This window comes from Weissella paramesenteroides, from assembly GCF_051903945.1.
GTDB classification, from domain to species: Bacteria; Bacillota; Bacilli; order Lactobacillales; family Lactobacillaceae; genus Weissella; species Weissella paramesenteroides_A.
Genome location: NZ_CP192268.1, coordinates 728334 through 753511, shown reverse-complemented (window position 1 = coordinate 753511; position 25178 = coordinate 728334). Strand labels below are relative to the sequence as shown.

The following is a 25178-nucleotide window of genomic DNA, read 5'->3' as shown; positions in this document are numbered from 1 at the left end:
AAACTTACCTCATATTGTAGGATTGTACTTTCAAAAGCACTGAATTATCTTACTATATTTGATAAATTAAAAATGAACAGTTATTTATCAACGGTTAAAAAAATAGTCATCAAATTATTAATATTTTTATTATAAGCAATTATAATCAAGCAATATGCAGGAATGTCAATAACCCGCACAAATTTATTTCAAATTGCTAGCTCATTCTTAAAGAATGATATGCCCCAAGGCGACCATTATCAGATGGACAATCTTAAATGGATAATGACGATCAATTAACTGTTTGACTGGTTCAGTAGCTAATTCAGCTGTCATATGATCACTCACTTGAAATGCCAATACTTGACGATTTTCAGGATTATAGGCCGTTAAAACATATGCCCATCAACCAGATTTCAGTTGAACATAAGTAATATCTGTTGTCACAACGCCTGAAAGATCATCTAGTTGCTGGATTAAATTAGGCATTTGTGGTTTTTGGGTAATGGTTGTTGGTTTACGGTTCCGCTTGTGGCACATAATCGAATGAATTCCTAGATTAGACATGATTGACCAAACTGTACGATTACTGAGTTTTAATTTAAAAGTCTGTCGAATTGCCTTTGCAATACGAACGTAGCCGTATTCTGGATGGGCTTTCCAAAGTGCATGCACCAAGCTAATTAACTTTTTTCGCCGTTTATCACGGTGAGATGGTGCATAGTTTAGCCAGTCGTAATAAGTTCGGTGCGGTACCTTAAACGCAGATAATATAGCAGATAAGCGGTGTCTCTGAGATAAACTCTGTCTGATAACAGAAAGGACGACCAGACGGCCGCCCTGCATTAACGCTTTCCCAGTAACACCGCTGCTACTTTTAAAATTTCATTTTCTTCTTTGACACGCTTCAGTTCCTTCTGAAGCTTCTTGTACTCGGCTAAAGTCACCGTCTCGCCGTTTTCATCAATACCAACAGGCCGGGTATTTTTAACCCACAGACGAATAGAGTCCGCCGAAGGACCATACTCCTGAGCCAGTTCATCATAGGTATAATTTCCCGTGTTAAACATTTCAACAACAGTATCTTTAAAAATTCTTTTGTGTATCTTTTTGCCATAAAATTAAGCTCCTATAGTGACATTATCGCACGAATAAAAGTTGTGCGTAAATTCAGTATAGGAGCCGTGTTCATTTCAGGAAATGACAATTCTAATCCACGCCTGATTCGATTTGATACAACTTTAATATCCTCTGTTAAGGGAGCCAACAATAAAATCAAAGTCATTAAACGTACAGCCTACGGATTCCGTAACTTTAAACTATTTCGTTTACGCTGTCAAGGGCCATCGTAAACTGTCATAAGGGAATGCGGACAAAATTCTGGACTTAAGGTAAAATAAGTTTATGTATACAAAAGATCAAAAACTAAAAGCAATTAACCTTTTCTATCAGTATAATCGTGCCTGGGTGGCAGTTACAAGAGACTTAGGATATCCATCAGTAGGTACTTTAAAAGCGTGGATTAAAGCGTATTAGACTGATGCGTTATCACTAAAGCGGTTAGATGTTAGATAAAAAGCCTAAATTTACAACTGAACAACAAAAAATTGCTACCGATTATTATTTTGAACATGGGCAATTTATTATGAAAACTATTCAAGCACTGGGCTATCCATCAAAACAAATCCTTCGCAAGTGGTTACGTGCGGATTCCCGTTATGATATTTCATTGCATGTGCAAAAATCACCATCTACCGCTTCGAAGGAAGCTGCCACAACAGCAATAAAAACAAAAGCTGTCGCAGCCATCTACGAACGGAGACAAACTGTGCAACAGATAGCCAATCAATATCACGTTAGTAGAAAAACTCTATATGACGGGAAAGCTGACCTTTTAGGTGATGACTTTCCCGCACAATCAAATGAATTAAAAAATACAGTAGATCCAACAGCTCTAGATACAGTTGCATTACGTGCTAGAGTTAAAGAATTAGAACTACAAAATGATATTTTACGACAAGTTAATTACCTGCTAAAAAAGAACAGGGCATTAATCAATTAATTTTAACAAATGCTGAAAAAGTACAAGTGATTAATGCCTTACGATCAAAATATTCATTGAAAACACTTTTAAGTCAGTTATCACTTTCAAAAAGTAGCTACTTTTACCAACAACATGTTTTCGAACGTGATGATAAATATGCCAGTATTCGTCCACGGCTAAAAATAATTTTTAAACAAAATTATGCAAGCTATGGTTATCGACGTATGAAACTAGAACTTGCAGATGAAAGTATTCAACTATCAGAAAAAGTGATTCGTCGTCTGATGAAAGAAGAAAACTTACAGGTTATCAATCGTCGCTATCAAAAATATAGTTCTTACGCTGGTGAAATATCACCCGCTGTGCCCAATCTACTAAGGCGTGATTTTAATGCTAATAAACCTAATCAAAAATGGGTCACTGATATTACAGAATTTACTATTCAAGCTGATAAAATTTATTTATCACCCATCATTGACTGTTTCGATGGACAAATTGTTAGTTGGACAATTGGTAGGCATCCCAATGCCGAGTTAGTTAATGCTATGTTACGTGCCGCATTAGAAACCTTAACAGAGTCTGAGAAGCCCATTGTTCATTCTGATCGAGGTGCACACTATCGCTGGCCAGTTTGGATTCAATTAATGAAAGAGCATCAATTACCATGTTCAATGTCTAAGAAGGGTTATACACCAGATAATGCGCAAGCTGAAAGCTTCTTTGGCCATTTAAAAACAGAATTTTTCTATTCACAGAATTGGATTGGAAAGACTGATCAAGATTTTAGAAAATCATTAGATTCATACATTCATTGGTACAATACCAAACGTCGAAAAATTTCTTTAGAAGGGAAAAGCTTATCAGAATATCGGCATAGCCGTAATTTAAGCTAATAATTGGTTCAGAAAAATATCCGCACGCCCTTTATGACATTTTACGATGACCCTTTACATACGCATTTTAATTGCTTTTAAAGACAGCTTCTACTCACAAAACTATACAAAAAAAGCAACCAAATTCGTGAAGAATTCAGTTGCTTGATGTGCAAGCTATTCAATTAAATAATTCTGCTATCAGTACCATTTGACGAACAGCCTGTTTTCACAAACTCAATTTGTCGATTTTACGATTTTTCATGCCACTTGACATTGAGCCAATTAAAGAAGCAGGAACAGATATCGTCATATCTGTTCCTGCTTCTAATGTTAATATGTTTCCTATACGGATAATCTATAAATTGATGGTAATCACTATTATATTTGATAACTCTTTTATGATCCCGTTTAATTATTAAAAAAGAATTTTGTAACAATTATTTTTACGATTAAATAAAGAAAGACGCTTAAAACAGTTACAATCTTAATACTCAAAATAATACTCATTTTTATTTTGGGCTGATATCCAACAATAACATGATTCTGACCTTTTTTAGCAGTCATTTTTAACGAACCTATCTCAGTTTTATTCACATTTTTAGATGGCAAGTTCACATCATTTATTTTTACCGTACTGTGGTTGTAAATAATAATTGGTAGAATAACTTCTTCCTTCTTTGCCTGTTTCCAATTTAGAGAAATGCTTCCATCTTTAAGAACCTCTTTTTTAGTCACAATATCATTTTTTATGACTTCATTTATATACATTGTGTAAGGCCTTCTTTTCTCATACATTTCTTTATTGCTGTATTCTCCTGAAATCGGTAAATAATCTGGTGTTCCTTTAGAAATAGTTTGTAAAGCCTTTCCCAAGTCTTCACTTCTAAAATTATTGCGAACTTCCTCCATACTTTCTACTCTCACATCATTCTTGTTATCCCCCGTCACTAAAGGAGTCACCTGCCAATTTTTAGCATTTTCAACCATAATATTATGAATTGAAACTACAGATAATAAAGTAAGAGCCAATGCCATAGAACCTATAATTAATTTTATTTTATCATTTCCCATTTCATATAATCCCTTAATATTTAGAAAAAAAGAAATTATAAGTAAAATATACGCTATAACCGAGAACCTACTAGGAAACTGAATAATAGAAATAAATGTAAAATGATTAGCTAGAAAATCCCATGGCAACAAAGTTGAAGACAAAATTAAAAAGCTGATTCCAACTGAATCTATTACTTTTTTCCCCCTAGTTTGACGTTGCCAATTAAGAATACTGAAAGCAATAGTTATTAGAAATATAATGCTAAAAATAACTCCGGCACTCTTTTGAAATGAAGGTCCTGTGATTGATAAGTTAAATGCATCTAAAAACATTGATTTAGAAATAAATGGGGAAAGTATCTTATTAGACGAAAACACTTCGTAATAGCTATACAATGTATTCAAAGACATCAAAACTACTAATAAAACTGCAACAAAAGCATCCTTAATCCATTGACCTTTTTTTTTCGTTTGAACAAAACTTACCAGATAAAATGGAATAATTGCTAAAACGCCCATAACAGCACTCATTATATGAACATTTATTAAAATAGCCACTGGTATTGCCAAATAAATAGAGTTTATTGGTTTTTCTTTGTTTTGTAAAGCATACATTGCCGGAATAAAAATTAAAGGAAGAAAGGCTGCTCCCCAACCCGTGAATGCTTGATATCTAACATAATAGTTTACACATGCACTAGTCATATATAGAATACCCGAAAGAACTGCAAATTTGTTAGAAATACCAATTTTTTTTGATAAAGCATACATTGTAATTCCTGAAGTAACTAAGCACAAAAAAGAGGATATAATCTGAAATTTTAACCATGATTTAGTTATATATAGTAGGATTGCCTGAAAAAAAGCTGAATCATAGCCGTATAAGGCATTAATTATTCTGCCACTATTATCAAAACCATAATTTGATTGAAAATAGTTAAAGTGACCTGTTTCAATTTGACGATATAAATCATAAAATCGATTAAAATGAAACATAACATCATGTCCTAGAACAATATACTTTTGATAAATTTGTGGTGAAACAATAATAAATGACACTATTAAAATTATAAAAATAGAAATTAACACCTTATTTACTCTAGAATTCTTAATTAACCCTCTTCTCAATTTCCTACACCCTTTTTCCTTAGCAGTATAAATAATTTTTCTTTTTGATTCTAAAAAAGTTCCCTTATTTAAACTTATAGACTGTTATTTTTAATAGTTGATTAATTAACTAATTATAATTAGGACCATATTAACCCCCTTAGTGACACATTACTTAATCAATAGACATCCTTGTATTCCAAAACAATCTTTTTTGAAGGACTATTCTTATTAGCATTTTTCACACACAGGCAAATCAATTCAGTAGAAATACCATATTGCTGAATAAATTCATTATATAGTTGAAATATATTAAACATTTTAGCATCAATATACTTCAACTTTTTTGTATCTTTTTGTAACAAAATTAGCCTTCTATAATAACATTATCACAGAAATAAAAGCTGTGCGTAAACACATTATATGAGGCAATCAAGACTCCATTGATGACTAATTTGGATTAAATTGATAGAAACAAATTAAATACCACGTTCAATATCTAAGATAGATTATATGCCAAATAGTGCACAAGGTAGTAGCTTCTTTGGACATATATTTAAAAACAGAATTATTTTATCCACAAATCAAAATTTTATAAATTCATTAGCTTAATATATTCATTGGTATAACACAAAATACCAAAAAACTTGTTTAATATGGCACCATAATCATATACATACTCCATTTATGGCATAAATATCAACCACACAAATCGTTACCCAGAAAATTATATTAACTTTTCTTAGATTACATATCACTCACTATACATGCTTCAAGATATTCTTTAATGCTGTCACAGCATCATCTCCATCATGATCATTATATTGCTTACTAATCTTTGCTAGTACTCCATAATCATAATGATTAGTATGTAATAAATCCATTAATTCTGCTTCGGAATATGCAACAGGTAATCCTAAATCTTTTTTTGCATCCAAATAGACACCACGTCGAGCATAGTATTCGTTAATATCCGGTTGGAACATATAGATTTTTTTTCCATAAACAGCAAAATCAAAAAAAACACTTGAAAAATCGCTAATTAATATATCCGTTATCATAAATAATTTATACAAAGAATACGTGTCAGCAGTAATTACTTGCCCTTGCTTAACACTTTCAGAAAAATAATGTCCACGGTAAATAACCGTGTAGTTCTTTGTCAATTCTTTCAATGCTGCTTGCGTTAAATTGGTTTGCTCTTTAGCTTGATATCCTCTAAAAGTTGGTACATATAATAAAACTGGCTTTTCTGACGTGATTCCCAACTGACGTTTAATCTGCGCAGCCGATATATTTTTTTGATAACGTATCACAATGTTTTTGCGTAATTGTCCTTGTTCTACAAAATGCTTTGTTTTTGGAAAAATTTCTTTGAATTTTTGTAAATCATAATTACCATATGTAAACATAAAATCAAATTGCACATGATCATACCAATATTGTACTAGAGGTGATAAGCCAATTTCTTCATGTCCAAGTGTTTTCATTGGAATACCATGCCAAAATTGAATGTAAACATTTCTTTTATGCTTAAATGGCACTAGCCGATCAATACTAGAGTTGGTAACCCAATACTTAGATTTTAATAGATGATAAAAAAACACTAGTGAATTAGCGGATACTTTGCGTCCTAATTCAGGTTGCACAAAAAGTTCTGGTTTATTAAATGCCCACACAAACTCATAATCCTTAAAATTTGGATCTTCTCGAAGCATGTTGTAAGCTTCTTTTGGCGTATCAGAATATTGCCGACCACTGTACGAAATAAACATAATTTGTTTTTTATTTGGTTTAATAAATATTTGTAATAGTTTAATAAATGACCACATGATTACCAAATAAATCATGCCAAAAAAAGATGAGTTTTTTATATTATTTTTTAATTTTTGTATTTGTCCCATAGTGTTATCCTTCACTCTTAACCCTCACCTCACCAAGGTAGAAAAGGTATAAGATGTTATATTCCATAGTTAATTAATAACGGACTAAATTATTCTATTTAGTATATAATTTCTAAATATGCTGATAACAATATTATCATACTTAAAGCTAGCCCACTAATTCACTAATTAAAAAAGCAGACCTTTTGTAACTGATCTGCCTAATAAACATTTAACAAAAAATACATAACATGGACAATCATATCAAGTTCTTACTAAAAATTAATAATAAGACATAAGAAAACATCACACAGCTTCTACGATACTCACATTCCAGTAACTTAGCCTGTCAAAAAAAGCTTATATTTTCATAATGACACAAAGGTCCTAACTTAATTGCTAAACAAATTAGCTTTTTTTATAAGATAAATTAATTGGTCATCTATAGTGACATTTGTTCTTTCTTCACGAAAGGATTAATTAGAAATTTAATGTTTTCTAAATGTTTTTAATTTTTTAATTCACACATCATCCAAAATCATAGATAAATCGTATAATATTTTAATTCCAAATTTCTTTTACAATTTTTTCACTAGCATGTCCCGTTTCAAATTGGCAAAATTTATTTTTAAATTTCTTAATTTTATTTGAATATACACTATTAATAATTTCAAACTTATTTAGCCACATTTCTAATTCCGATTGTTTTTCTAAGAATGGACCAGGCGCTATTTGCTTCAAATCAAAATTTATTCCTCGTTTTGTAATATATTCCTCATAGTCAAATGCAAAGAACATCATAGGCTTATCTAACAAGGCATAATCAAACATAACAGATGAATAATCAGTTATCACGGCATCGGAAGCCAAATATAGATCTTCTATTTTAGAATCTTGTGGTGCATAGCGAATCTTATCCCAAAATACACTACTTAAATTTACCCACTTTTCATACGTATGGGAACGAAGCAATATAACAACATCGCTTGGTATATTTTCATATAAAGATTTAACATCAATATACTTATTTATATCCGTTTGTCCCTTCAATCGCCAAGTTGGAGCATAAAGAATTATGCGTTTATCCAGAGGTAAATTCAATTTTTTCTTTAAGTCACATAAATCTAACTTAGCATTTGATTCTAACAATAAATCATTACGAGGATACCCCGTTTTAAGTAGTTTAGGGTGAACTGCATATGCTCTCTGTGCAACTTCCGCCACATAATCACTTGGAACAATTAAATAATCCCAATTTTTATTTTTACGCAAATAGTTCTCATATGTGCCATCTCTCCAATCTGACAATACTTCAAATCCCATCTTTTTAAGTGGCGTTCCATGCATTGTTTGAATCTCTATTTGATCAGATCTCTTAATTCTACCCATTTCTTCAAAATTGACATCATTGACAAAATATTTTGCTTTGGCCAAGTAATACCAATATTCTTTAGTATTAAATGAAATGACCGTTGCATCTGGAAATACATCACTATAATCGCTAATGGCATCTTCCAACACGATTACATTATTAAATTCTGGATGAACTGTTTTAAAATAATTAAATAATGCACCTGGATTAGACTCAAGTTTATTACCTTTTCCCCAGTATGATGACCATACTACAGTCTTTTCCAATAATGGTTCTTTTACCCATTGTTGATAATCTGTCTCTAAAAAGGTTTCATACTCTCCTAAATACCGTTGGCGATACACACGATTATCAGTTCTTTTTACTGCAAAGCCACCCAATTCATACCGATTAACCTCCCAAATTAACCAGCCAATATTACCTGCCTCAACCCAATTATTCTTAATTTCAAAATTATCTGGTCCCCAACGTAATAGCTCGTTCGTTTGATATCCATCTTTAAAAGTCAATCTAACATAAAAATTTAACCAAGGCTTACTGCTAAAATCATTCCTGTTTAATGGTAAATATAAATGATATAAATCTTTACTTACTTTCGTTGTATTCCAAATCAAATCAGGTAGTTTAGGATCTCCAATAATTTGAACATTACATGCCTCATTTAACCAACCAGATAATTTAAAAGTTAAGGACAATTTATTATTATTAATTGCCACACTTTTCAATATTGGATAAACACGCGTTATCTGATTCACTGCGAAACCATTTTGATCCGCATAAGTAAATTCTAAATTAGCATTATTTTCATGATGAAGAGGACTATCCGCAGAAAAGTATACATTTTCAGAACGTCCAGTAATACTTGAAACCTTTATAAATTGCCACTTATGCCTTGCAACTTTATCATATTTTTTTAACAACCTTTGTAACTCCAATGGGAAATACACATAATTGTTAAATACTTTGAGTTTTTTCTTAATATTACCTGCTTGTAAGTATAAATCATTTTGTGAACTATTATAGACTAACTGATTTTTTTCATTTTTCCTTAATACGGGAACTTTTTTAGTAACTTCCAATTGCATAACCCAAGAATTTTTATCGTAGGTTAGTTGATATGCATTATCATCATCTGAAATATAAACATCTGGCCGTGTTATGTGACCACTAATAGGATTTTTAATAAACTCTCTAATTTGAACCCCGTCTATATTCACAGTCAATAAAAAGATCATCTTTTCTTTTATTTTTTTTAAATCATCTAGTTCAATTGTAATCTCATATCCTGAAAAATTATAATTGAAATCTGCACCATCTTTATTAAAATGCGTTTTATTATATCCGTATGCAGCCATAATTCGATGATTACTTTTAAAAACAATACTTCCTGCATTGTCCTGCAAAAGATCTTGATTATCATCTAATAATGATATTTTACCATCCGTTACAACTTTATCACTTGACATATCTGAAAACTTGGCATAAGCAAACCCATTAATAATCAATTTATTTTTTTCAAATTTAGCCTCTTCTATCTTGATAACAGGTTTCATATCAATTGAAGTTACAGATTTAGAAAAAGTAGATAAATCACTTGTTAATCTGTATAATCCATCCTGCCAATATCCTTTAAATTTTGTGTTTCCTCGCAAAAAATTTATCGTTAATTCACTAAATTCATCCACTGTACTAATTTTTAGAATTTGTCTGAAATAAACTAAATCATGAAAATTAGCTCTTTCTATTTGCTTATCTGTAAGTAATTGCAAAAATTCTCTTAATGCATTAAAAATCTCTTTTTTTTGATTTTTCGTAAAAAGTTCAAATTTATCTTTTGCGAACATAACCATAACGTCAAAATTCAGAAATTTATCCAATTGTGCATTAAAAATTTTTTCTGAAGCACCATATTTTTTTAAATCCGTTATTATTAGTTTCATTGCAAATAAACGATCAATCAAAGGCTTTGTTTCGTTACTTGACATTTGAGTAATAGAAGGTGCTCCAAAATCTCTAGATCTCCACATATACAATGTACTTTTCATTACATCAATAGAGTTTGCAAGAGTCAATGCGGGAACAACCATTGGCATATCTTCATATAAAATTCCTTCTGGAGTATAAAGATTATTTTCCCTTATAAAATCTAATTTATATAATTTATTCCATGCAGTTGAATCCCAGACCAACTCTGGGCGATCAGAAAATTTTATCTTACGAAGCTCTTTTATTTCAGCTTTTGAATGTATCCACGAATTCCAAACTTTCTTACTGTTAAATCGCTTAGTACCACCTATTAAAATGTCACTATCTGTATCATGTAGTATATCCAATGCTAATCGATAACTGCCTGGAACGATTTCATCATCAGGATCAAAATAAGTAATGTAATCTGAATCAGCTAACCTAGTTCCCCGATTTCTTGAAGCACCTAAACCACCGTTTTCAAATAAGTGGTATTCAAAGACATTGGGATATTTAGTAACATACTTTTTAGCAATTTTTCCAGTATTATCTGTTGACCCATCATCTACTAATATAACTTGTAACTCTTGTTCTGTAAGGTCTTGTACTAATAATGTATCCAATGCATTTTCTAAAAACAAATCCACATTGTACATGGGAATAACAACAGCAAGTTTCTTTTTCATTCTCCATTCTCCATAACAATAATATCGCTAATTTTTGACACAGATTTATACCTAATTTTCTCATCACATGTATAATACTCAAAAATTATATCATTAATATTCTTTATATTATTATTTTTAAGTGAAAACTGGAATTCACTATTAATACTAGTGTTTTGTAAGTACATTTTTTTGTTTTCCTTAAAAGTTACCCATACATTAATTATATCAGTAGCTTGCTCTGTGAAAAAAAATAATTGTTTATCTTGCACTTTAGCTAAAACATTCAATTTATTTGGAAGCGCAAATGCCTCTTGTAAATCATTTATTTTATTAAAACTTCCTAAAATTCTAGACGTATCATTCTGATAAACAGTATAAATTCCTTTATACATTGAATTATCTTTTGTTATATCTATATCCGTTTTGATCCAGCCGTCATCTTCCATAATAATATTAATTTTTTTGAATACTGGTCTTTCTTTATATTCCAGATAAATATTATTTACAAAAGTACCATCGGGATATAACAATCTTGATTTACCATCATTAGAAGAATAAAATCTCAAATTTTCAATAGTATTCCATATAAATGAATAAACATGATTTTTATACTTCATTAATTGAAAATTTTTATTACCATTTACCATTAATTCATATATAACATCATCGTTAACATCTGATTGGCACAAAAATCTAACAGTATATCCAAATTCAGGAGCCATATTAGCTAAAACTGATTCATCAAAATATCCCCGTACGCTTCCGACTAACCATTCAGTTTGTAATACTTGCCATTTTCCCCCTCTCTCCAAAATAATTTTATAATTTTTGCCAAAATCTTTTTTCCAATCAAAAAATAAATCTATATAACTATCATTTAGTTTAAAACTGCTAAAACTAAATGCTTCTTTTTTGCTTATTTTCATTTTTTTAATTAGATTAGGTATTTTTTGCTTTTTTAACTGCAACATAGCCCTTTTATATGATTTTGAAAAATAAATATATCCATGTACATCACCATTTGACTCAATATCAAAGTTTCTCATTTTAGAATCTATTATTTGAGCATTTGGTAAAAATGGTCGTAAGGGTCCAAACTCACTTAAAAAATAAACATTGTATTTTGTATCTTCATCACAAATCAATTCATTCGGAATTTGTAAATTTAAATAAATAACATGGCTTTTTTGATAGAATTCCATATTATAATATTTGTTTTCATTAACTATATAAATTTTTTCTATTTTTATATTTTCTGTTAATAAAAATTCAAGCTTATTATTTGTATTTTTTTTAACACTTACTAACCTAATGTCTTTTATTAGTTTATTTTCTTTCCCCTTCTCTTTAATATTATCTTTACCCTTTATTTTATGAAATAAGTTTTTCATAATATGATTATTTCCCATATTAAACTAACCCCACACCAATTTGATTTAATCAATAATCAATCGTCTCATCACGTTTCAAACTAAAGTAACTAAAATCAATTTTCCATAATAATTGGTTTACTTCCAAGCTATTTCTAATGAATCAATTTCTATGAATTGTCCATTGTTCCATACACATACTTCATCTTTCAATGAAATATAATGTTTCACCCATAAATGTTTTAATTCATCATAGGTCATTTCTTTTGACCAACTATTATCAACTTGTTTTAATAAAAATTTATCCTTATTACGTTGGATAAATTGTACATCATGATTATTAATCAATACACCATCTTTTTCAGCTATTATTTGTACTTCTTCACCATAATTTAATGGTGCCGCATAATACTGATAGATATTAGTAATTTTTAAGTCAGACGGGACATTACCATTCTCTAAAAATTTATTTAATGTTTTTTGATAATTATCTACCCAGTCAAAAAATAAAATTTCAGATTTTTTACCTTGTTTTGATAATTCATTAATTTTTTGAAATAGTTGTTGTCTCATTTTAGAATCTTCAAATAAATTGTCATTATATATAAATTTAACAGTTTCACCAAATCGCTGACTAGGTGATTGATAAGCATGTCTAACAAAATCCGATAAACACTTAGCTATTAATTTGTGAACGGGTAACGTAAAATGATCACGGTCGTCAACATATTCATCGATGTGATTTCCTAAATGATAATCTCGAATATCAAAAATAGGTATTTGACATTCTTGATAAACCTCCGTAAAAGCACTTAGCATTTCGGCATAAGTAAACCCATTAGGTCCCTTTAAATTCCAAGCTGGTTTATATTTTCTAAAAGCTATTGTTTCTAAGATACCTACTAATTGGATATTATGATTTATTTGACGAATATGTTGAATGTTACCACGCAATTTGTCTTTTACTTCACCCAATGAATGCAGTGTTCCATCTGGATTAGGTTGTTTCCAATCATTATTGCCATAAGCAATCAGAACAACTTGCGCATCTTTAATTTCCTTTTGATAATGTACAATACTACCTTCAAAACTATGTGTCCAACCAGCTAATTTGTCTAAATGATGTTGCCCTTTAAATTGTCCCGTACCAGTTTCCGCAAAATTTTCTAACTTATGTGCATGCAGATAATATGAAGCTAACTTAGCATAAACTATATCACGATAAGGTGTCTCTTCTCTGACCAGTTCTTGTCCAGCAACAATACTATCACCAAACACAATAATGTTCTTATTAGTCCAGTCAGAATAATCGTTTTTATTAAATAATTGTTTTAAAACTTTTTTTATTTTGGTTTTAACTGTCATACGTTTAACGTTCCCCATTACTGGTTTAACTTAATTACCTGATACATCAATCTTAGATGTATCAACATCCGTTGCTAGTTTTTTATTATTTAAATCATTCTTAATCTGTGATGTTGATATTTCAGGTGTTCGTGGCAAATAAATAACTTCGGTATCTGTCTCTTCTTCAATAAAGTCAAATTTTCCAGACCAGTCATCACCCATAACTAATGTATCCACATGATATTCCTTCATATCAGAAATCTTCTGTTCCCAACTATTTTCTGGAATTACTAAATCAACATAGCGAATTGCTTCCAATAGTTGCTTACGCTTTTCATATGAAAAATACGTTTTCTTTTGCTTTGATTCCCAGTTAAATTCATCACTTGATAAGACAACAATCAAATAATCTCCTAATTGCTTAGCACGACGTAATAAATTAATGTGCCCGTAATGCAACATATCAAATGTTCCGTATGTGATAATTCGTTTCATAGTCTTTAACTCCTTTAATATTTACTTAAGTAAATTACCAAACGCTTGCCGCGCACGTTGCTGATAGTCCTCAATATTAAATTTTTCTAGTCTCGTTTGCTTTTCAATGGCGAATAACATCATATCTGTAAAGGCCATGGTTGAAACATCTTGTGTTAATAGTCCATATTTTTGATTGCCTAACACACCAACATTAGCAGCAATATTTGTAGCTACGATGAGCTTGTGTTGCATCATTGCTTCTAATAATACCATAGGTTGACCTTCATATAAGGACGGGTGCACAAAGACATCAGCCATTGCAAGATAATCATTTGGATTATCTACTTGTCCAGTAAACAAGACTGCATCTGAAACACCTAAATCAACCGCTTGTTCTTCCAAATCTTGGCGAATAATACCTTCACCTAGAATAATTAATTCTGCCTCCGGATGTGTTTGATAAACTTTAGCAAACGCATCCAGAAGCATAGTTTGATTTTTTTCTGGCGACAAGCGCCCTACCGCAACAAATACAAAATTATCATAATTTCCCCAATTGCGATCATTTGCATACAGTAACTTATCAGACATAGCATCCGAAATTTCATTAATTAGCTTAATCTGACCATCATCCGCCATTAAGATTGTCTGACCATTTTGCCGAACTAACTTACTAAAATGATGTCCCATTGAAAAAACATCAACTTTCCTTGTAATCCAAGGTTGATCAATTTTCAAAACAGAACTTGGTTGATCAACTGGTAACACATCTACCTGTAAATTAATTTGTGATTGTTCATCAACAACCCGTTCTTCAACTAACACTGTTTTCTTTACCTTAAATTTTGTAATAACATCATCGGAGATCCAGCCATATTGATTTAGAAAACGTACATAAATCATGAATGCTTGACGTTGCCAATTCCAAACTCGAGCTATCTCCACAATATCATCAACAGCTACGGTATCTTGTAAATCGTCCATTAGCGTTTTATGCACAGCAATGTTTGTAGTCTTTTCAAAACCATAATGAAGATCAAAATGACTCGTATCAATCGCAAATAATTCCGACGCTGGTAATATTAACTGTTCATCAAAGGTTTTAGAATATAATTCAACTATCTGTTTATTATCCTTATACTTCGGTACAGAGTAACCCGCGATGATTTCTAAATCATCCGGCATGTTATCAAATTGTAAATTAATTTGTTTTTTAATATTTTCACTAAAAACAAGTGCTTTTTCAATTGGTTGATTAATAAAGTTAGTAATTGGAAAAGCTAGTTCATCAGTAATTGGTATGTCAATACTTTGCAACTGAACATCATGTTCATCTATCCACCAATTTTTTTGTCCAATTTTAACTTGCAAATAGTGTCCTTTTTTTGTTTGTGCATTGGCCGTAGCAACATACAATTTATTGGACTTTACTAATTGACGATGCTTAGTACCGCGCTTACTCAAACCTAAGGGCTGATTTGTCAAATCTGCATTACGGATGAGTGTAAATAATTGAGCAACACCTGTATCATATTTTTCTTCAGTAACCTTATTTGATATCCAATTCCATAGCCACTGATAAAATGCAAAACGATCTGATTGTTGCATGAGTAGGATGCTACTTGCTTTTAACCATCCCAATTGATTACTTTTAGGTAGTTTTATTTGGTAATAAACGCCATCACCTGTTTCTGCATATGAAACGATTTTGACAAAAGTATGATTTAACCATTTTGCCTGACCAATAACATCACCTGTATCCTCGCCCTTTAAATAGGGAGTTTTAAACAACCGACGCTTATTATTATAAATCCAACCAATTTGATGATATTCTGAATGATATATCAATTCATTTGTCTCTTGAATGCTAATGTCTTTTGCTTGTACCCACCCATTTGGTAAATCATCAATGGCAAGTTTAAAATATATTTTATTTTGTAATGTAGCTCGCCCTACAACACGAATATCATTCGTAGGCATAATATTGATCTGCTTATACGTACCTGTTTGGATATCCACCAAGGAACAAAATACATTAACTACTGTTTTTCTCAAAGTGGCTGGTGCTTGATAATCCTCTATAGTCGGTATATTAATTGACTCATTTACTTCACTATTGTTCACTGGAATAGTTAATGAATTAGGCACCGCAACCATTTGTTCTGGGCGAACATATTTTACCAATTTTTTCTGATTAATTTGCCTGAGTGTCTCTGATACAGAAACAATTTTGTCAAACACAGGATATAACGTAAATAAGGCGTTTAGTTTTTTGGCATGTACTTTTTTACCATTAATAACCTTTTGCGAATCTGCATATAAATCATTATGTTGATAAACAACCAAGTTTTTTCGTGGCATAACGGCAAATAATTTTGATCCATTATAAGAATATCCTGAAAAATCAATTAATGTATCAAATTGAACACTATTAAACAGCCGATCAGATTCACGTAAGTATCCAGTTTTAGGAATGTTATCATCTGACCAGTTATTAATTCCATGCTCACTAATATAACGATCTTGTTTGTTCTCTGGTCGAGTTAACGCAGTTACACCAAAACGATACATAATACGAATATGATCATCCAGCTTAGATACGTTTCTTACAATTTCATCATTATTATTATCCCATAATAAATAAGTCACATCATACTTATCATAGTCTAAATTATGACTCAAATTAATTGCACTGGTAGTAATTCCATTATTTCCCATACCACCTGGATATATCAAAATTTTTGTTTTATTTAACCCATCTGCTCGTCGGTATTTAATTCCATTAATTTTTTTTTGATCAAAAATTGTTTGCACAATTCGTTTAGTCACTTGTCCATCATCGTATGGTACAACCTTCTCTTTTAATGACTGATATTTTACTTTGTAATTTACAATTACTTGGTCAATCTGCTGTAAAGCCTGACCAACCCGCTTAATATCGTCAAAAATTGGCCCTGGTAATTCACTATCCTTAAAATACATACCACGATAACTACTATACAGCTCATGATCCCAAGCATAAAAAATAATAGGTTTATCAGTTACCATAAAATCAAAGAAAATACTTGAATAATCAGTAATTAATATATCAGTAATTCCCAAAATTAAATTAGCATCAACTTCATCTGGCACTAAATAAGCTTTCAATTCTTCATGACGACTAGCTAGTTTGTAAGCATACGGATGTACCTTTACTAAGATATTTTTATCTGGATTAAGTTGCTTTAATACTTTAATCTCTTCATAGATTTGATTAATGCTACCCGATGGATTAGTAATAGAAGTCCCCTTCCAAGTTGGTGTATACATAACAATTGGCTTTTTTTGGTCTATCTGAATACCTTGTTGTTTCAAATAATTAAGCGTTGCTTCATGATTATTTCCATAGGTTAAATCAATCCGAGGATATCCTGCTTCTAATACTTTTCCTTGATATAGCCCGTTTAACTTATATCTATCTAAAAACACATGGGATGTATGTTCATTAGGCGAAATAATATAATCCGCCATAAACAAATTTCGTTGAACATTTTTCAATGATGTTTTTGATCCTGGAATGTCATATCCCATAAATTTTAATGGCGTACCATGCCAAGTATTAATATAAATTTGTTCGGTTTTTTTATGCCAAAAAGACTGAAAAGTTGAATTAGTAATCAAATACTTGGCTCTTAATAACCATTTTGCATAATCAATAGAATTCCGTTTAATCCAAATGATATCTTTTCCATAATCTTTTGGGAGATTAGCTACCATTTTTTCAATATGCTTCTTACTAGTATCAGTAACAACCCAAACATGTTGTAAATCTTGATATTGCTTATTTGCTTTTAAGTATCGAAAAATTGCTAATGGTGAATCGGTCATTGACTGTCCATCACGTGACTCATATAACACAACATGTGAATCAATCTGAGCATTGTCATAGTGACGAATGTAATATTCACGAGTCCTTTTCAAATCAGAATATTTATAAGTCATAGCGACTTCTACAATGTGTGCTAATCGTTTTATTTTTGGAATTAAATTAATCATTTCTTATCACCTAAATTTACATCAAAAATACCTTATTTATATCGTGGTAATGTTCAAACAAAACATCGTAATGACGATTCACATTGATAATATAATCATCTTTTTCTATCACTCTGTTAAACCACTGTTCATATAAATCAATTTCACTGTAAACAACTGGTTCTTCCTGCGAGGTTAATTGGTAACCCGATCGGAAACCTCTTTCATCAAAATGGACAACCATTTGCGTTTTTAACTCTGTATCAACATACTTATCAATTAGAGGCAGTCTATTTTTTTCACTAAAGGAACGAATAACTTGAATATTTCCAGTGCTATTTACCGACACACGTTGGTGAGGTATATTTTGCCCTGCTTTTATAAAATCAACTGCCGTTATCTGACCAGCCATATTTGTACTAACTTTAACCCTAGTTTGTCCGTCTTGTTTAAGAAATTGCTGTCCATTTTCATTTTTTTCAATAGTGAACTTTTCTTTACCAATATACGATTCTATAAATTGTTTAATATTGTCTTGCCTATCGCTATGTAAATATATTGATATGTAGAAACTGTTAATTTTACTATTAGGTAATACCGATATGATATCATCATATTTTTCCAACTGCTTATTGTAGTCACCATTATAACGTGGATCTAAAATAGTTACTGCAAGGTTTTCACCAACTATCTGGATTAAATTTTTTACATATAATTTAATCCTCTTAACTTCTTGAGCATCCAAATTATTGACAATAATCTTAACTTGATTATTCATAAAATCATCTCCCTGCTTTATATGTATCCAGGCATATTACCTGGGTCTAATAAAAATTAATTGACATAAACAATAAAACTCGAATTACTGTCAGGTGCACCATTAATAATGGGGCTAACCCGCCAGCCCTCTTTAATTTTCGTAATGTAATATGACCATGACTGATTTCCTTTATTTAGACTTGCTAACACTAAACGTCCATGTGTACGATTAGTAAAATGATTATCAACAACTACAAATCGATTACCTTTTGCGTCATATACTTCAGAGCTTGTTACTTTCATTTTGTGCCATTCATTTGGACTAGTCGTCTTATAGGTGCCACTTGGGATAATCATCGTATTATCTGTATAACCGAACACATGACTACGCTCGGCAAATGCACCAATCATAATGCCAATTATTAGAGTAGCTAGCACTTGAATAATTCCTAACTTTTTCTTCATTTTTCTGTCCTTATATAAAGTCCATAAATCGATTACGGAAGCGCATATGGATATGTGAACCAATAACCAACAAAATAATTACGATTCCCCAAAATATGAGGTTTTCTGTCACATTATTCCAAAACCAAATTGGATTTTCTAGTAGTGTCTCCCTAAATCCTTCAATAATGTAATACAATGGATTTAATTTTAAAGCATTAGAGAGTACTGTGGGAAAGCTGGGACTATCTACTGAAATAATTACACCAGAAACCCACATTCCAACTCGTAACACTGCCACGTATGCATTATAAAAATCAGGAACCAATACTGTAATTGTTGATGTCACTAATGACAAAGCATACAAGAATATAATCATGGCAAAAAAATAGTAAAAAAATTGTATCCAATAAATGGATGGTCTTACATCCATAAATAAGATTGTAAAAAACGCCATGCCCAGCATTACAAAATATCGCCGTAATTCAGTAATAATTTCTGTCATTGGAATTGCTGACAAAGAAAATTTCATACGTGATAACATATTAATTTGTGATTGAATACTTTTTGCCGATTTCTGCATTGCAGACTGCATAAAAAAATATGTGACCATCCCTAAAGCAATCCAGGCAATATAGCCGGATAATCCTGTTGCATGAGGATTGCCATTACCGCCACCATTACGAACCGCAAACATTAGAATCATAATTCCGATTTGAAGTGCTGGATCTGCAAAATGCCAAAAATCACCAAGATAATTCTGGCGATATGCTTGGTCATTATTGTAACGCGCAATACGGGAAACAACTGGCCAACTTTTGATAAGTTCTTTCAAAATTTTACAAATATCTTTCACAATTACTACCTCTCAACCGGTAACTTTAATACTTGTCCCGGTTTGACCACTTGTTCTTTTAAATGATTTACTCGCATAATTGCTTCAATAGAAATATTTGATTTTTTCGAAATATCAATCAAAGTCTCATTTTTCCCAACTGTGTACATATTCTGTGTCACCGTATAAACTAATACCTTCTTAACTTTTGTTGTTCCAGTATGTTCTGTTTTATTATCTAATTCTGCCAATTTAGATGGTGCAAAATTTGTAATTAAATGTGTTGGATGTTCTGCCACATTTTTCCATGACATATTAAGCAATTGCTTATTCATTAATCCAACCGTTAATAGCATTATGATAAGTAAAAAAACACGAGTAAACCATCCCATTTTTTCATTACCTTCGATAAATGATTTCTCATCTTCCTTTTCGTTCTCAATAACTGTTGTAGGATCTAATAGAATTTGTCTATTATGTTCTAACTGCTCTAGATTAGATAATGTAAATGTTTTTTGGGCATCTTTATATCGCTTTTGATAGGCTAATCGTTCATTTTCTGAAAAGTGGTTAAACTTTTTTAAGAAGCGTTCATACTCTGGCATGACTTTATCAATTGGCCCATCCATGCGAATATCACCATAGTGCATCCAAATTACTCGATCAGCCATTTGACGCATCTGTGCTGCCGAATGGGAAACAAAAAATATAGTTTTTCCTTCTTCTTTAAAGTGCTTCGTTCGCTCCATAGACTTCTGTGTAAAGGTTGGATCACCAACTGACAACGCCTCATCAATGATAACTATATCCGCATCAGAGTATACAGAAATAGCAAAGCCTAACTTTGATTTCATCCCTGATGAATATGATTTAACTGGTTGGTCAATAAAGTCTCCCAGTTCCGAAAATTCGATAATGTCATCCATCTTAGCATCTATCTCTTTATCCGTCATACCCTGCATTAAAGCCTTTAGGCGAATATTAGCACGACCGGTTAACTTTCCTCGCATACCAGCACCAATTGCAATAATTGAGGTCGAGCCATTAATTGTCATGTGACCACTAGTTGGCTGCGTTAGTCCCGCAACCATTTCCAATAATGTCGATTTTCCAGATCCATTAGTCCCAATAATACCAATGGTTTCACCCGCACGTGCTTCAAAAGACACACCTTTAACCGCCCAAAAATTAGGAACCCCTTTACCCCAAAATTTGAAAACAGCTTTTATTTTATCTGATTGTCGTTCTGCCAAATCAAATCTTTTTGTGACATGATTTGCGGCAACCGTTATTTTTCCTTCAGTCATTTTTTAAACCTATCTTCATTGTGCGTTATCATCTGTTTCGTTTAGATCCAGCACTATTATTTTTTGTACAACATGTTTCATTTTAACTTAAGACTTATGTTACCTGTTAATTAACAGAATTCTCATGTATATTTTTGTGATTATCTTTTGAAACTACAATATGTTTAATAACTTTATTTTGACCACGAGTAGCTGTCACCGTATATTCACCCGGTATAACAAAAGTCACTTTAATATTTTTTTTCTCTTTAGTTGACTTATAATTTAAATCATGTAATTGTTCATGATTGCTGTGTACTTTAATAGCTACATTTTCAGACGTACGGATGGTCACTTTTGCCTGACCGCTTTTAACATATACCGTTTCATCACTAATGTGTACCAGAGCCGCATCATATATTTGTTGAGATTGTACTTTCTCTTGATGGTTGATTGCCGCTTGATGAGCCTTTTTCTCTGTATTCATGAATAAACCCGAAATTATCATAACAATAATACCAAATACTAAAAAGAAACGACCCATTCTCATTGAACGATCGATTTTCTTAATATGCGAAAATATAATTACAACCAAACCAAATATTGCAATAACGGCAGCAACGAGTAGTATGTATAAACTAATCATGTACTTCTACTCCTTTATAATAGAAACGGGCATGAGATTTACGCTTGTCTTCTGACGGCATTCTCTGCCAATCACCGTACATTTGCGTTAAATAACGTTGACTATCTGCCGGAACATAGACTTTTAAACTTTCAAATTTTACTAACTTTCTGTTTTGATAAATTACTAAAGGAAAATTTTCCCTCGTTTTATTTAATCCTTGTACGATATATAAGCTGTATATATCAGACTTTCCCACATGACGTCGGTGCATGTTTTGAGCTAATAAATCCATTTTTTTAACCCAATGAATGGTCGACCGTCGTTGCGCATATTTAATAATTAACGGCTTAAGCCACCAACCTGGTTCCTTCTTGGAAATTGCAATACGCCGTGTAGAGTTTCGCATAACATCCAAATATTTCATCTGATAATAAGCAATGTATTGACCAAACTTTGTCTGTGGTACAGCATCTATAGGAAACACATCAACATATACACCATTATGTACTTCTGCCCATTTCCCATTTGCTCGGGTCTGCGTGTCACTGATACGTGCATAAGCATACAACCAGTTATCTGTATTTTCCGGTGTTAACAACTCAAAACGCAGATTAGTCGGTTGATATTCCTTAATAAACTTTTCATACTCATCTCTTGGTAATGCTACGTCCGCATCATCATCCCATGGAATAAAGCCTTGATGTCTCACCGCACCTAAGGCACTCCCACCTGTAAACACATAATGGTAATCATGACTATTAAAGTAATTCACCATATCAGTCAAAATTGTCAACATGATTTTCTGTACTTCAGATATAGTTAAATAATTTAAATGTTCACTCATGCCTTTATCTAGCTCCCAACTATATTTCAATTAATGTCCATCAACTATGAAATCAATGGCACATTTTAAATAAAGATCATTCACTTATTATTTTTTATTTTATCTCGCTTTTATCTATGAAAAAATTAAGATATACCGTTCCGAACATCATAAGTTTATATCAAATTCAAGTAATCTGCAACTCAACCTCTATGTTGTAAAGAGGTATCATAAAAGGCATGCGGATATTTTACTATGGTCATTTACATTACAATGGTACTGACGACCCGATAGATTTGTATACTTTAATTATAAAATTAAAGAAGCAGTAACAGGTATCGTCATATCTGTTTCTACTTCTAATGTTAATACGTTTGATGAACAGCCAAAAATTTAGCAGCTTCATATATTATTTTTCTTCTAAATATGTTTCTTACCAATAATATTTAATATAATAAGTCAATAATTCTAGCAATTTGTCGCCTTAACAATCCAACTTTCAATGAAACCATCTTGATTCTTTCTTTTTAAATCTTTTTAAAATAACAAATAATGATATTGCCAAAAAAGCAATCCAAGAAAATAGATTGATAAATAACATATTTGTAGTTAAAAATACTGGCTTATATGAAATATTAGCAACATTTCGTCCTAATTTACTTTTAATCATCAATGTCCCTAAATCAGTTGTATAGTATTCTCCCTTTATAGGTTTATGCCCATTTATAAGAATATTACTATCAAAATACTTAACCACCCCTATATTATGATAACTATTAGTAGTAGATACCCATTCTACTTGTATTCCTTTTTTATTAGCTTTCTTTTTATTATTACCATTTTTCACTATTTCAGTATCGTATTGATAATAAGGATGCAAAATATCAGCATTATTTTTAATTGGTAAATAATCAGGTGTGGGTTTCCAAACGTAATTCAACGGTTCCCCCAAGTTTCTACTATAAAATCGTTTTCTCAATTGTTCTCCATTTTGTTTATACTCTACATTATTCATATTAGAAATAATATTTATATCAGAATTCCATTGTGATGATACATGATATACATTACTTTGAACATTCATTAACGTAATAGAGATTATCAAAAGCATTCCAATTTTAGTTACATTATTAATATATTTATGCTTAGTTAACTCGGTCAAAGTAATTGCAAATCCCATCAACAATAACCCTTCTGCGAAAGGTAATAACCTATATGGAAATTGAATAATACCAATTAAAGGGGCGTGTGCAAAAAGATAGTTCCAAGGAATTATTGGCAACGTTAGTACTAATAGCGTTCCACCTAATATTGTTACTACTCGGTTTAACAAACTCACACGTGTAACTTTGAAAAACATTGTTCCAATTTGGAAAATAAATATCATGGCAAAAATTAGTAACAGCCTATTATCATTTGTAAAATTAACAACACCATTTTGTAATGGCAATAAATTCTTGAATGGAGCTAATAATTTGTTATTCCTATAAATTTCAAATAGTGCTAACCAAACGTTACTAGTTAGCACTATTGTTATCATAATAGATGCAATCAAATTGGCAAGTAATTTTTTTATATTAGTAACATTAAAAATAGAAATAACAAAAAAAACCAAGTATACAAAAATTAATAATAGGGAAGATAAAGAATGGGTTTGAATAAACAACGAAGTAACGATACTCATCTCTACAATATTAATGGGTCTCAGACGATCTCTAATAAGACGTGTCGCCACTGCTAAGCCTAACGGAACAAGCATAGCTCCCCACGATAAAAATTGTTGACCTGTTATCCAATTTGTTACGCCGTATGTTAGCATATACAATGACGAAGTAAAAATTGCATATACATAATCTATTTTGTTGCTTATTAATAAGTAATACATACTTATTCCTGCAACAAAAGGTACAAATATACCAGTGAAAATTTGATACCAGAACCATGATTTTAATATGTATAGAATAAACCCATTAAAATAAGCAACATAAGGTCCATAAATCGCATTGACAATACGTCCCGATTGTGAAAATCCATAAACACTCATAAAATATTGGAAATTACCGTGGGCTATTTGTTGTTCGGCATCAAAAAATCTATTGAAGTGAAAAAGCGAATCACCACCTAAGATAACTGAGTGCTGCACTAATTGTGGCAATATAATTAATATTGCTATTAATAAAAAAATAAGACTTGCCCTAAAATGTTTTTTCATTACTTTTTTCTTTTACCTCTGAAATACCTAATCTTTT

16 protein-coding genes and 2 pseudogenes are annotated in these 25178 nt (G+C 31.3%); 2 read left to right on the top strand and 16 right to left on the bottom strand.

The genetic code is table 11. The annotated features are described in order from the left end of the window. Positions 1 to 384 precede the first annotated feature (384 nt). On the bottom strand, positions 385 to 825 hold the full coding sequence (locus ACQ4QH_RS03510) for an IS3 family transposase (protein ID WP_439819295.1): 441 nt from the start codon (positions 823 to 825) through the stop codon (positions 385 to 387). Beyond that, positions 825 to 1049, bottom strand: a complete 225-nt coding sequence (locus tag ACQ4QH_RS03505; RefSeq protein WP_439819294.1) for a hypothetical protein — start codon at positions 1047 to 1049, stop codon at positions 825 to 827. The genes ACQ4QH_RS03510 and ACQ4QH_RS03505 overlap by 1 nt, the downstream gene beginning before the upstream one ends. A gap of 183 nt (positions 1050 to 1232) precedes the next feature. Here ACQ4QH_RS03505 and ACQ4QH_RS03500 point away from each other — a divergent pair. Together ACQ4QH_RS03500 and ACQ4QH_RS03495 are read left to right on the top strand one after the other, a co-directional pair. Then, a pseudogene (locus tag ACQ4QH_RS03500) lies at positions 1233 to 1313 on the top strand (transposase); the annotation flags it as partial. 70 nt (positions 1314 to 1383) lie between these two features. Further along, a pseudogene (locus tag ACQ4QH_RS03495) lies at positions 1384 to 2916 on the top strand (IS3 family transposase). Between the two features lie 390 nt (positions 2917 to 3306). Here ACQ4QH_RS03495 and ACQ4QH_RS03490 read toward each other — a convergent pair. The 14 genes from ACQ4QH_RS03490 to ACQ4QH_RS03425 all read right to left on the bottom strand — a co-directional run bounded on the left by ACQ4QH_RS03490 (position 3307) and on the right by ACQ4QH_RS03425 (position 25141). After that, a complete protein-coding gene (locus ACQ4QH_RS03490; protein WP_439819293.1) occupies positions 3307 to 5040 on the bottom strand; it encodes a hypothetical protein in 1734 nt (577 codons plus the stop codon). A 779-nt stretch (positions 5041 to 5819) separates the two neighbouring features. Further along, complete coding sequence (locus tag ACQ4QH_RS03485; RefSeq protein WP_439819292.1) at positions 5820 to 6962, bottom strand: CDP-glycerol glycerophosphotransferase family protein; 1143 nt, start codon at positions 6960 to 6962, stop codon at positions 5820 to 5822. Positions 6963 to 7502: 540 nt separating this feature from the next. Beyond that, positions 7503 to 10964 (bottom strand): bifunctional glycosyltransferase/CDP-glycerol:glycerophosphate glycerophosphotransferase, encoded by a 3462-nt coding sequence (locus ACQ4QH_RS03480; RefSeq protein ID WP_439819291.1) that lies wholly within the window; start codon positions 10962 to 10964, stop codon positions 7503 to 7505. Then, positions 10961 to 12355, bottom strand: a complete 1395-nt coding sequence (locus ACQ4QH_RS03475) for a hypothetical protein (protein ID WP_439819290.1) — start codon at positions 12353 to 12355, stop codon at positions 10961 to 10963. Before ACQ4QH_RS03475 ends, ACQ4QH_RS03480 begins: the two co-directional genes overlap by 4 nt. A gap of 99 nt (positions 12356 to 12454) precedes the next feature. Then, entirely contained in the window at positions 12455 to 13681 is a 1227-nt protein-coding gene (locus ACQ4QH_RS03470) for an SGNH/GDSL hydrolase family protein (RefSeq protein ID WP_439819289.1), read from the bottom strand. A gap of 30 nt (positions 13682 to 13711) precedes the next feature. Further along, positions 13712 to 14158: a glycerol-3-phosphate cytidylyltransferase gene (gene tagD / locus ACQ4QH_RS03465; protein ID WP_439819288.1), complete on the bottom strand. Its 447-nt coding sequence runs from the start codon at positions 14156 to 14158 to the stop codon at positions 13712 to 13714. A gap of 21 nt (positions 14159 to 14179) precedes the next feature. After that, complete coding sequence (locus ACQ4QH_RS03460) at positions 14180 to 18175, bottom strand: CDP-glycerol glycerophosphotransferase family protein (protein WP_439819287.1); 3996 nt, start codon at positions 18173 to 18175, stop codon at positions 14180 to 14182. 16 nt (positions 18176 to 18191) lie between these two features. Continuing rightward, the gene (locus ACQ4QH_RS03455; protein WP_439819286.1) at positions 18192 to 18932 is read right to left on the bottom strand and encodes a hypothetical protein; all 741 of its coding nucleotides are present in this window, start codon (positions 18930 to 18932) and stop codon (positions 18192 to 18194) included. A gap of 56 nt (positions 18933 to 18988) precedes the next feature. Then, the gene (locus ACQ4QH_RS03450; RefSeq protein ID WP_308399754.1) at positions 18989 to 19378 is read right to left on the bottom strand and encodes a hypothetical protein; all 390 of its coding nucleotides are present in this window, start codon (positions 19376 to 19378) and stop codon (positions 18989 to 18991) included. Positions 19379 to 19388: 10 nt separating this feature from the next. Then, positions 19389 to 20213: an ABC transporter permease gene (locus ACQ4QH_RS03445; RefSeq protein ID WP_436585567.1), complete on the bottom strand. Its 825-nt coding sequence runs from the start codon at positions 20211 to 20213 to the stop codon at positions 19389 to 19391. Between the two features lie 5 nt (positions 20214 to 20218). Continuing rightward, complete coding sequence (locus tag ACQ4QH_RS03440) at positions 20219 to 21499, bottom strand: ATP-binding cassette domain-containing protein (RefSeq protein WP_436585563.1); 1281 nt, start codon at positions 21497 to 21499, stop codon at positions 20219 to 20221. A gap of 106 nt (positions 21500 to 21605) precedes the next feature. After that, the gene (locus tag ACQ4QH_RS03435) at positions 21606 to 22124 is read right to left on the bottom strand and encodes a hypothetical protein (RefSeq protein ID WP_439819285.1); all 519 of its coding nucleotides are present in this window, start codon (positions 22122 to 22124) and stop codon (positions 21606 to 21608) included. Beyond that, a complete protein-coding gene (locus tag ACQ4QH_RS03430; RefSeq protein ID WP_436585559.1) occupies positions 22117 to 22950 on the bottom strand; it encodes a LicD family protein in 834 nt (277 codons plus the stop codon). The genes ACQ4QH_RS03435 and ACQ4QH_RS03430 overlap by 8 nt, the downstream gene beginning before the upstream one ends. Before the next feature lie 478 nt (positions 22951 to 23428). Beyond that, a complete protein-coding gene (locus tag ACQ4QH_RS03425) occupies positions 23429 to 25141 on the bottom strand; it encodes a hypothetical protein (protein WP_436585557.1) in 1713 nt (570 codons plus the stop codon). Positions 25142 to 25178 lie beyond the last annotated feature (37 nt).

Bases quoted from the DNA above. Each gene is read 5' to 3' on its own strand.
- ACQ4QH_RS03510 (WP_439819295.1), bottom strand. From the start codon at position 825: ATGCAGGGCGGCCGTCTGGTCGTCCTTTCTGTTATCAGACAGAGTTTA.
- ACQ4QH_RS03505 (WP_439819294.1), bottom strand. From the start codon at position 1,049: ATGTTTAACACGGGAAATTATACCTATGATGAACTGGCTCAGGAGTAT.
- ACQ4QH_RS03485 (WP_439819292.1), bottom strand. From the start codon at position 6,962: ATGGGACAAATACAAAAATTAAAAAATAATATAAAAAACTCATCTTTT.
- ACQ4QH_RS03480 (WP_439819291.1), bottom strand. From the start codon at position 10,964: ATGAAAAAGAAACTTGCTGTTGTTATTCCCATGTACAATGTGGATTTG.
- ACQ4QH_RS03475 (WP_439819290.1), bottom strand. From the start codon at position 12,355: ATGGGAAATAATCATATTATGAAAAACTTATTTCATAAAATAAAGGGT.
- ACQ4QH_RS03470 (WP_439819289.1), bottom strand. From the start codon at position 13,681: ATGACAGTTAAAACCAAAATAAAAAAAGTTTTAAAACAATTATTTAAT.
- tagD (WP_439819288.1), bottom strand. From the start codon at position 14,158: ATGAAACGAATTATCACATACGGAACATTTGATATGTTGCATTACGGG.
- ACQ4QH_RS03460 (WP_439819287.1), bottom strand. From the start codon at position 18,175: ATGATTAATTTAATTCCAAAAATAAAACGATTAGCACACATTGTAGAA.
- ACQ4QH_RS03455 (WP_439819286.1), bottom strand. From the start codon at position 18,932: ATGAATAATCAAGTTAAGATTATTGTCAATAATTTGGATGCTCAAGAA.
- ACQ4QH_RS03450 (WP_308399754.1), bottom strand. From the start codon at position 19,378: ATGAAGAAAAAGTTAGGAATTATTCAAGTGCTAGCTACTCTAATAATT.
- ACQ4QH_RS03440 (WP_436585563.1), bottom strand. From the start codon at position 21,499: ATGACTGAAGGAAAAATAACGGTTGCCGCAAATCATGTCACAAAAAGA.
- ACQ4QH_RS03435 (WP_439819285.1), bottom strand. From the start codon at position 22,124: ATGATTAGTTTATACATACTACTCGTTGCTGCCGTTATTGCAATATTT.
- ACQ4QH_RS03430 (WP_436585559.1), bottom strand. From the start codon at position 22,950: ATGAGTGAACATTTAAATTATTTAACTATATCTGAAGTACAGAAAATC.
- ACQ4QH_RS03425 (WP_436585557.1), bottom strand. From the start codon at position 25,141: ATGAAAAAACATTTTAGGGCAAGTCTTATTTTTTTATTAATAGCAATA.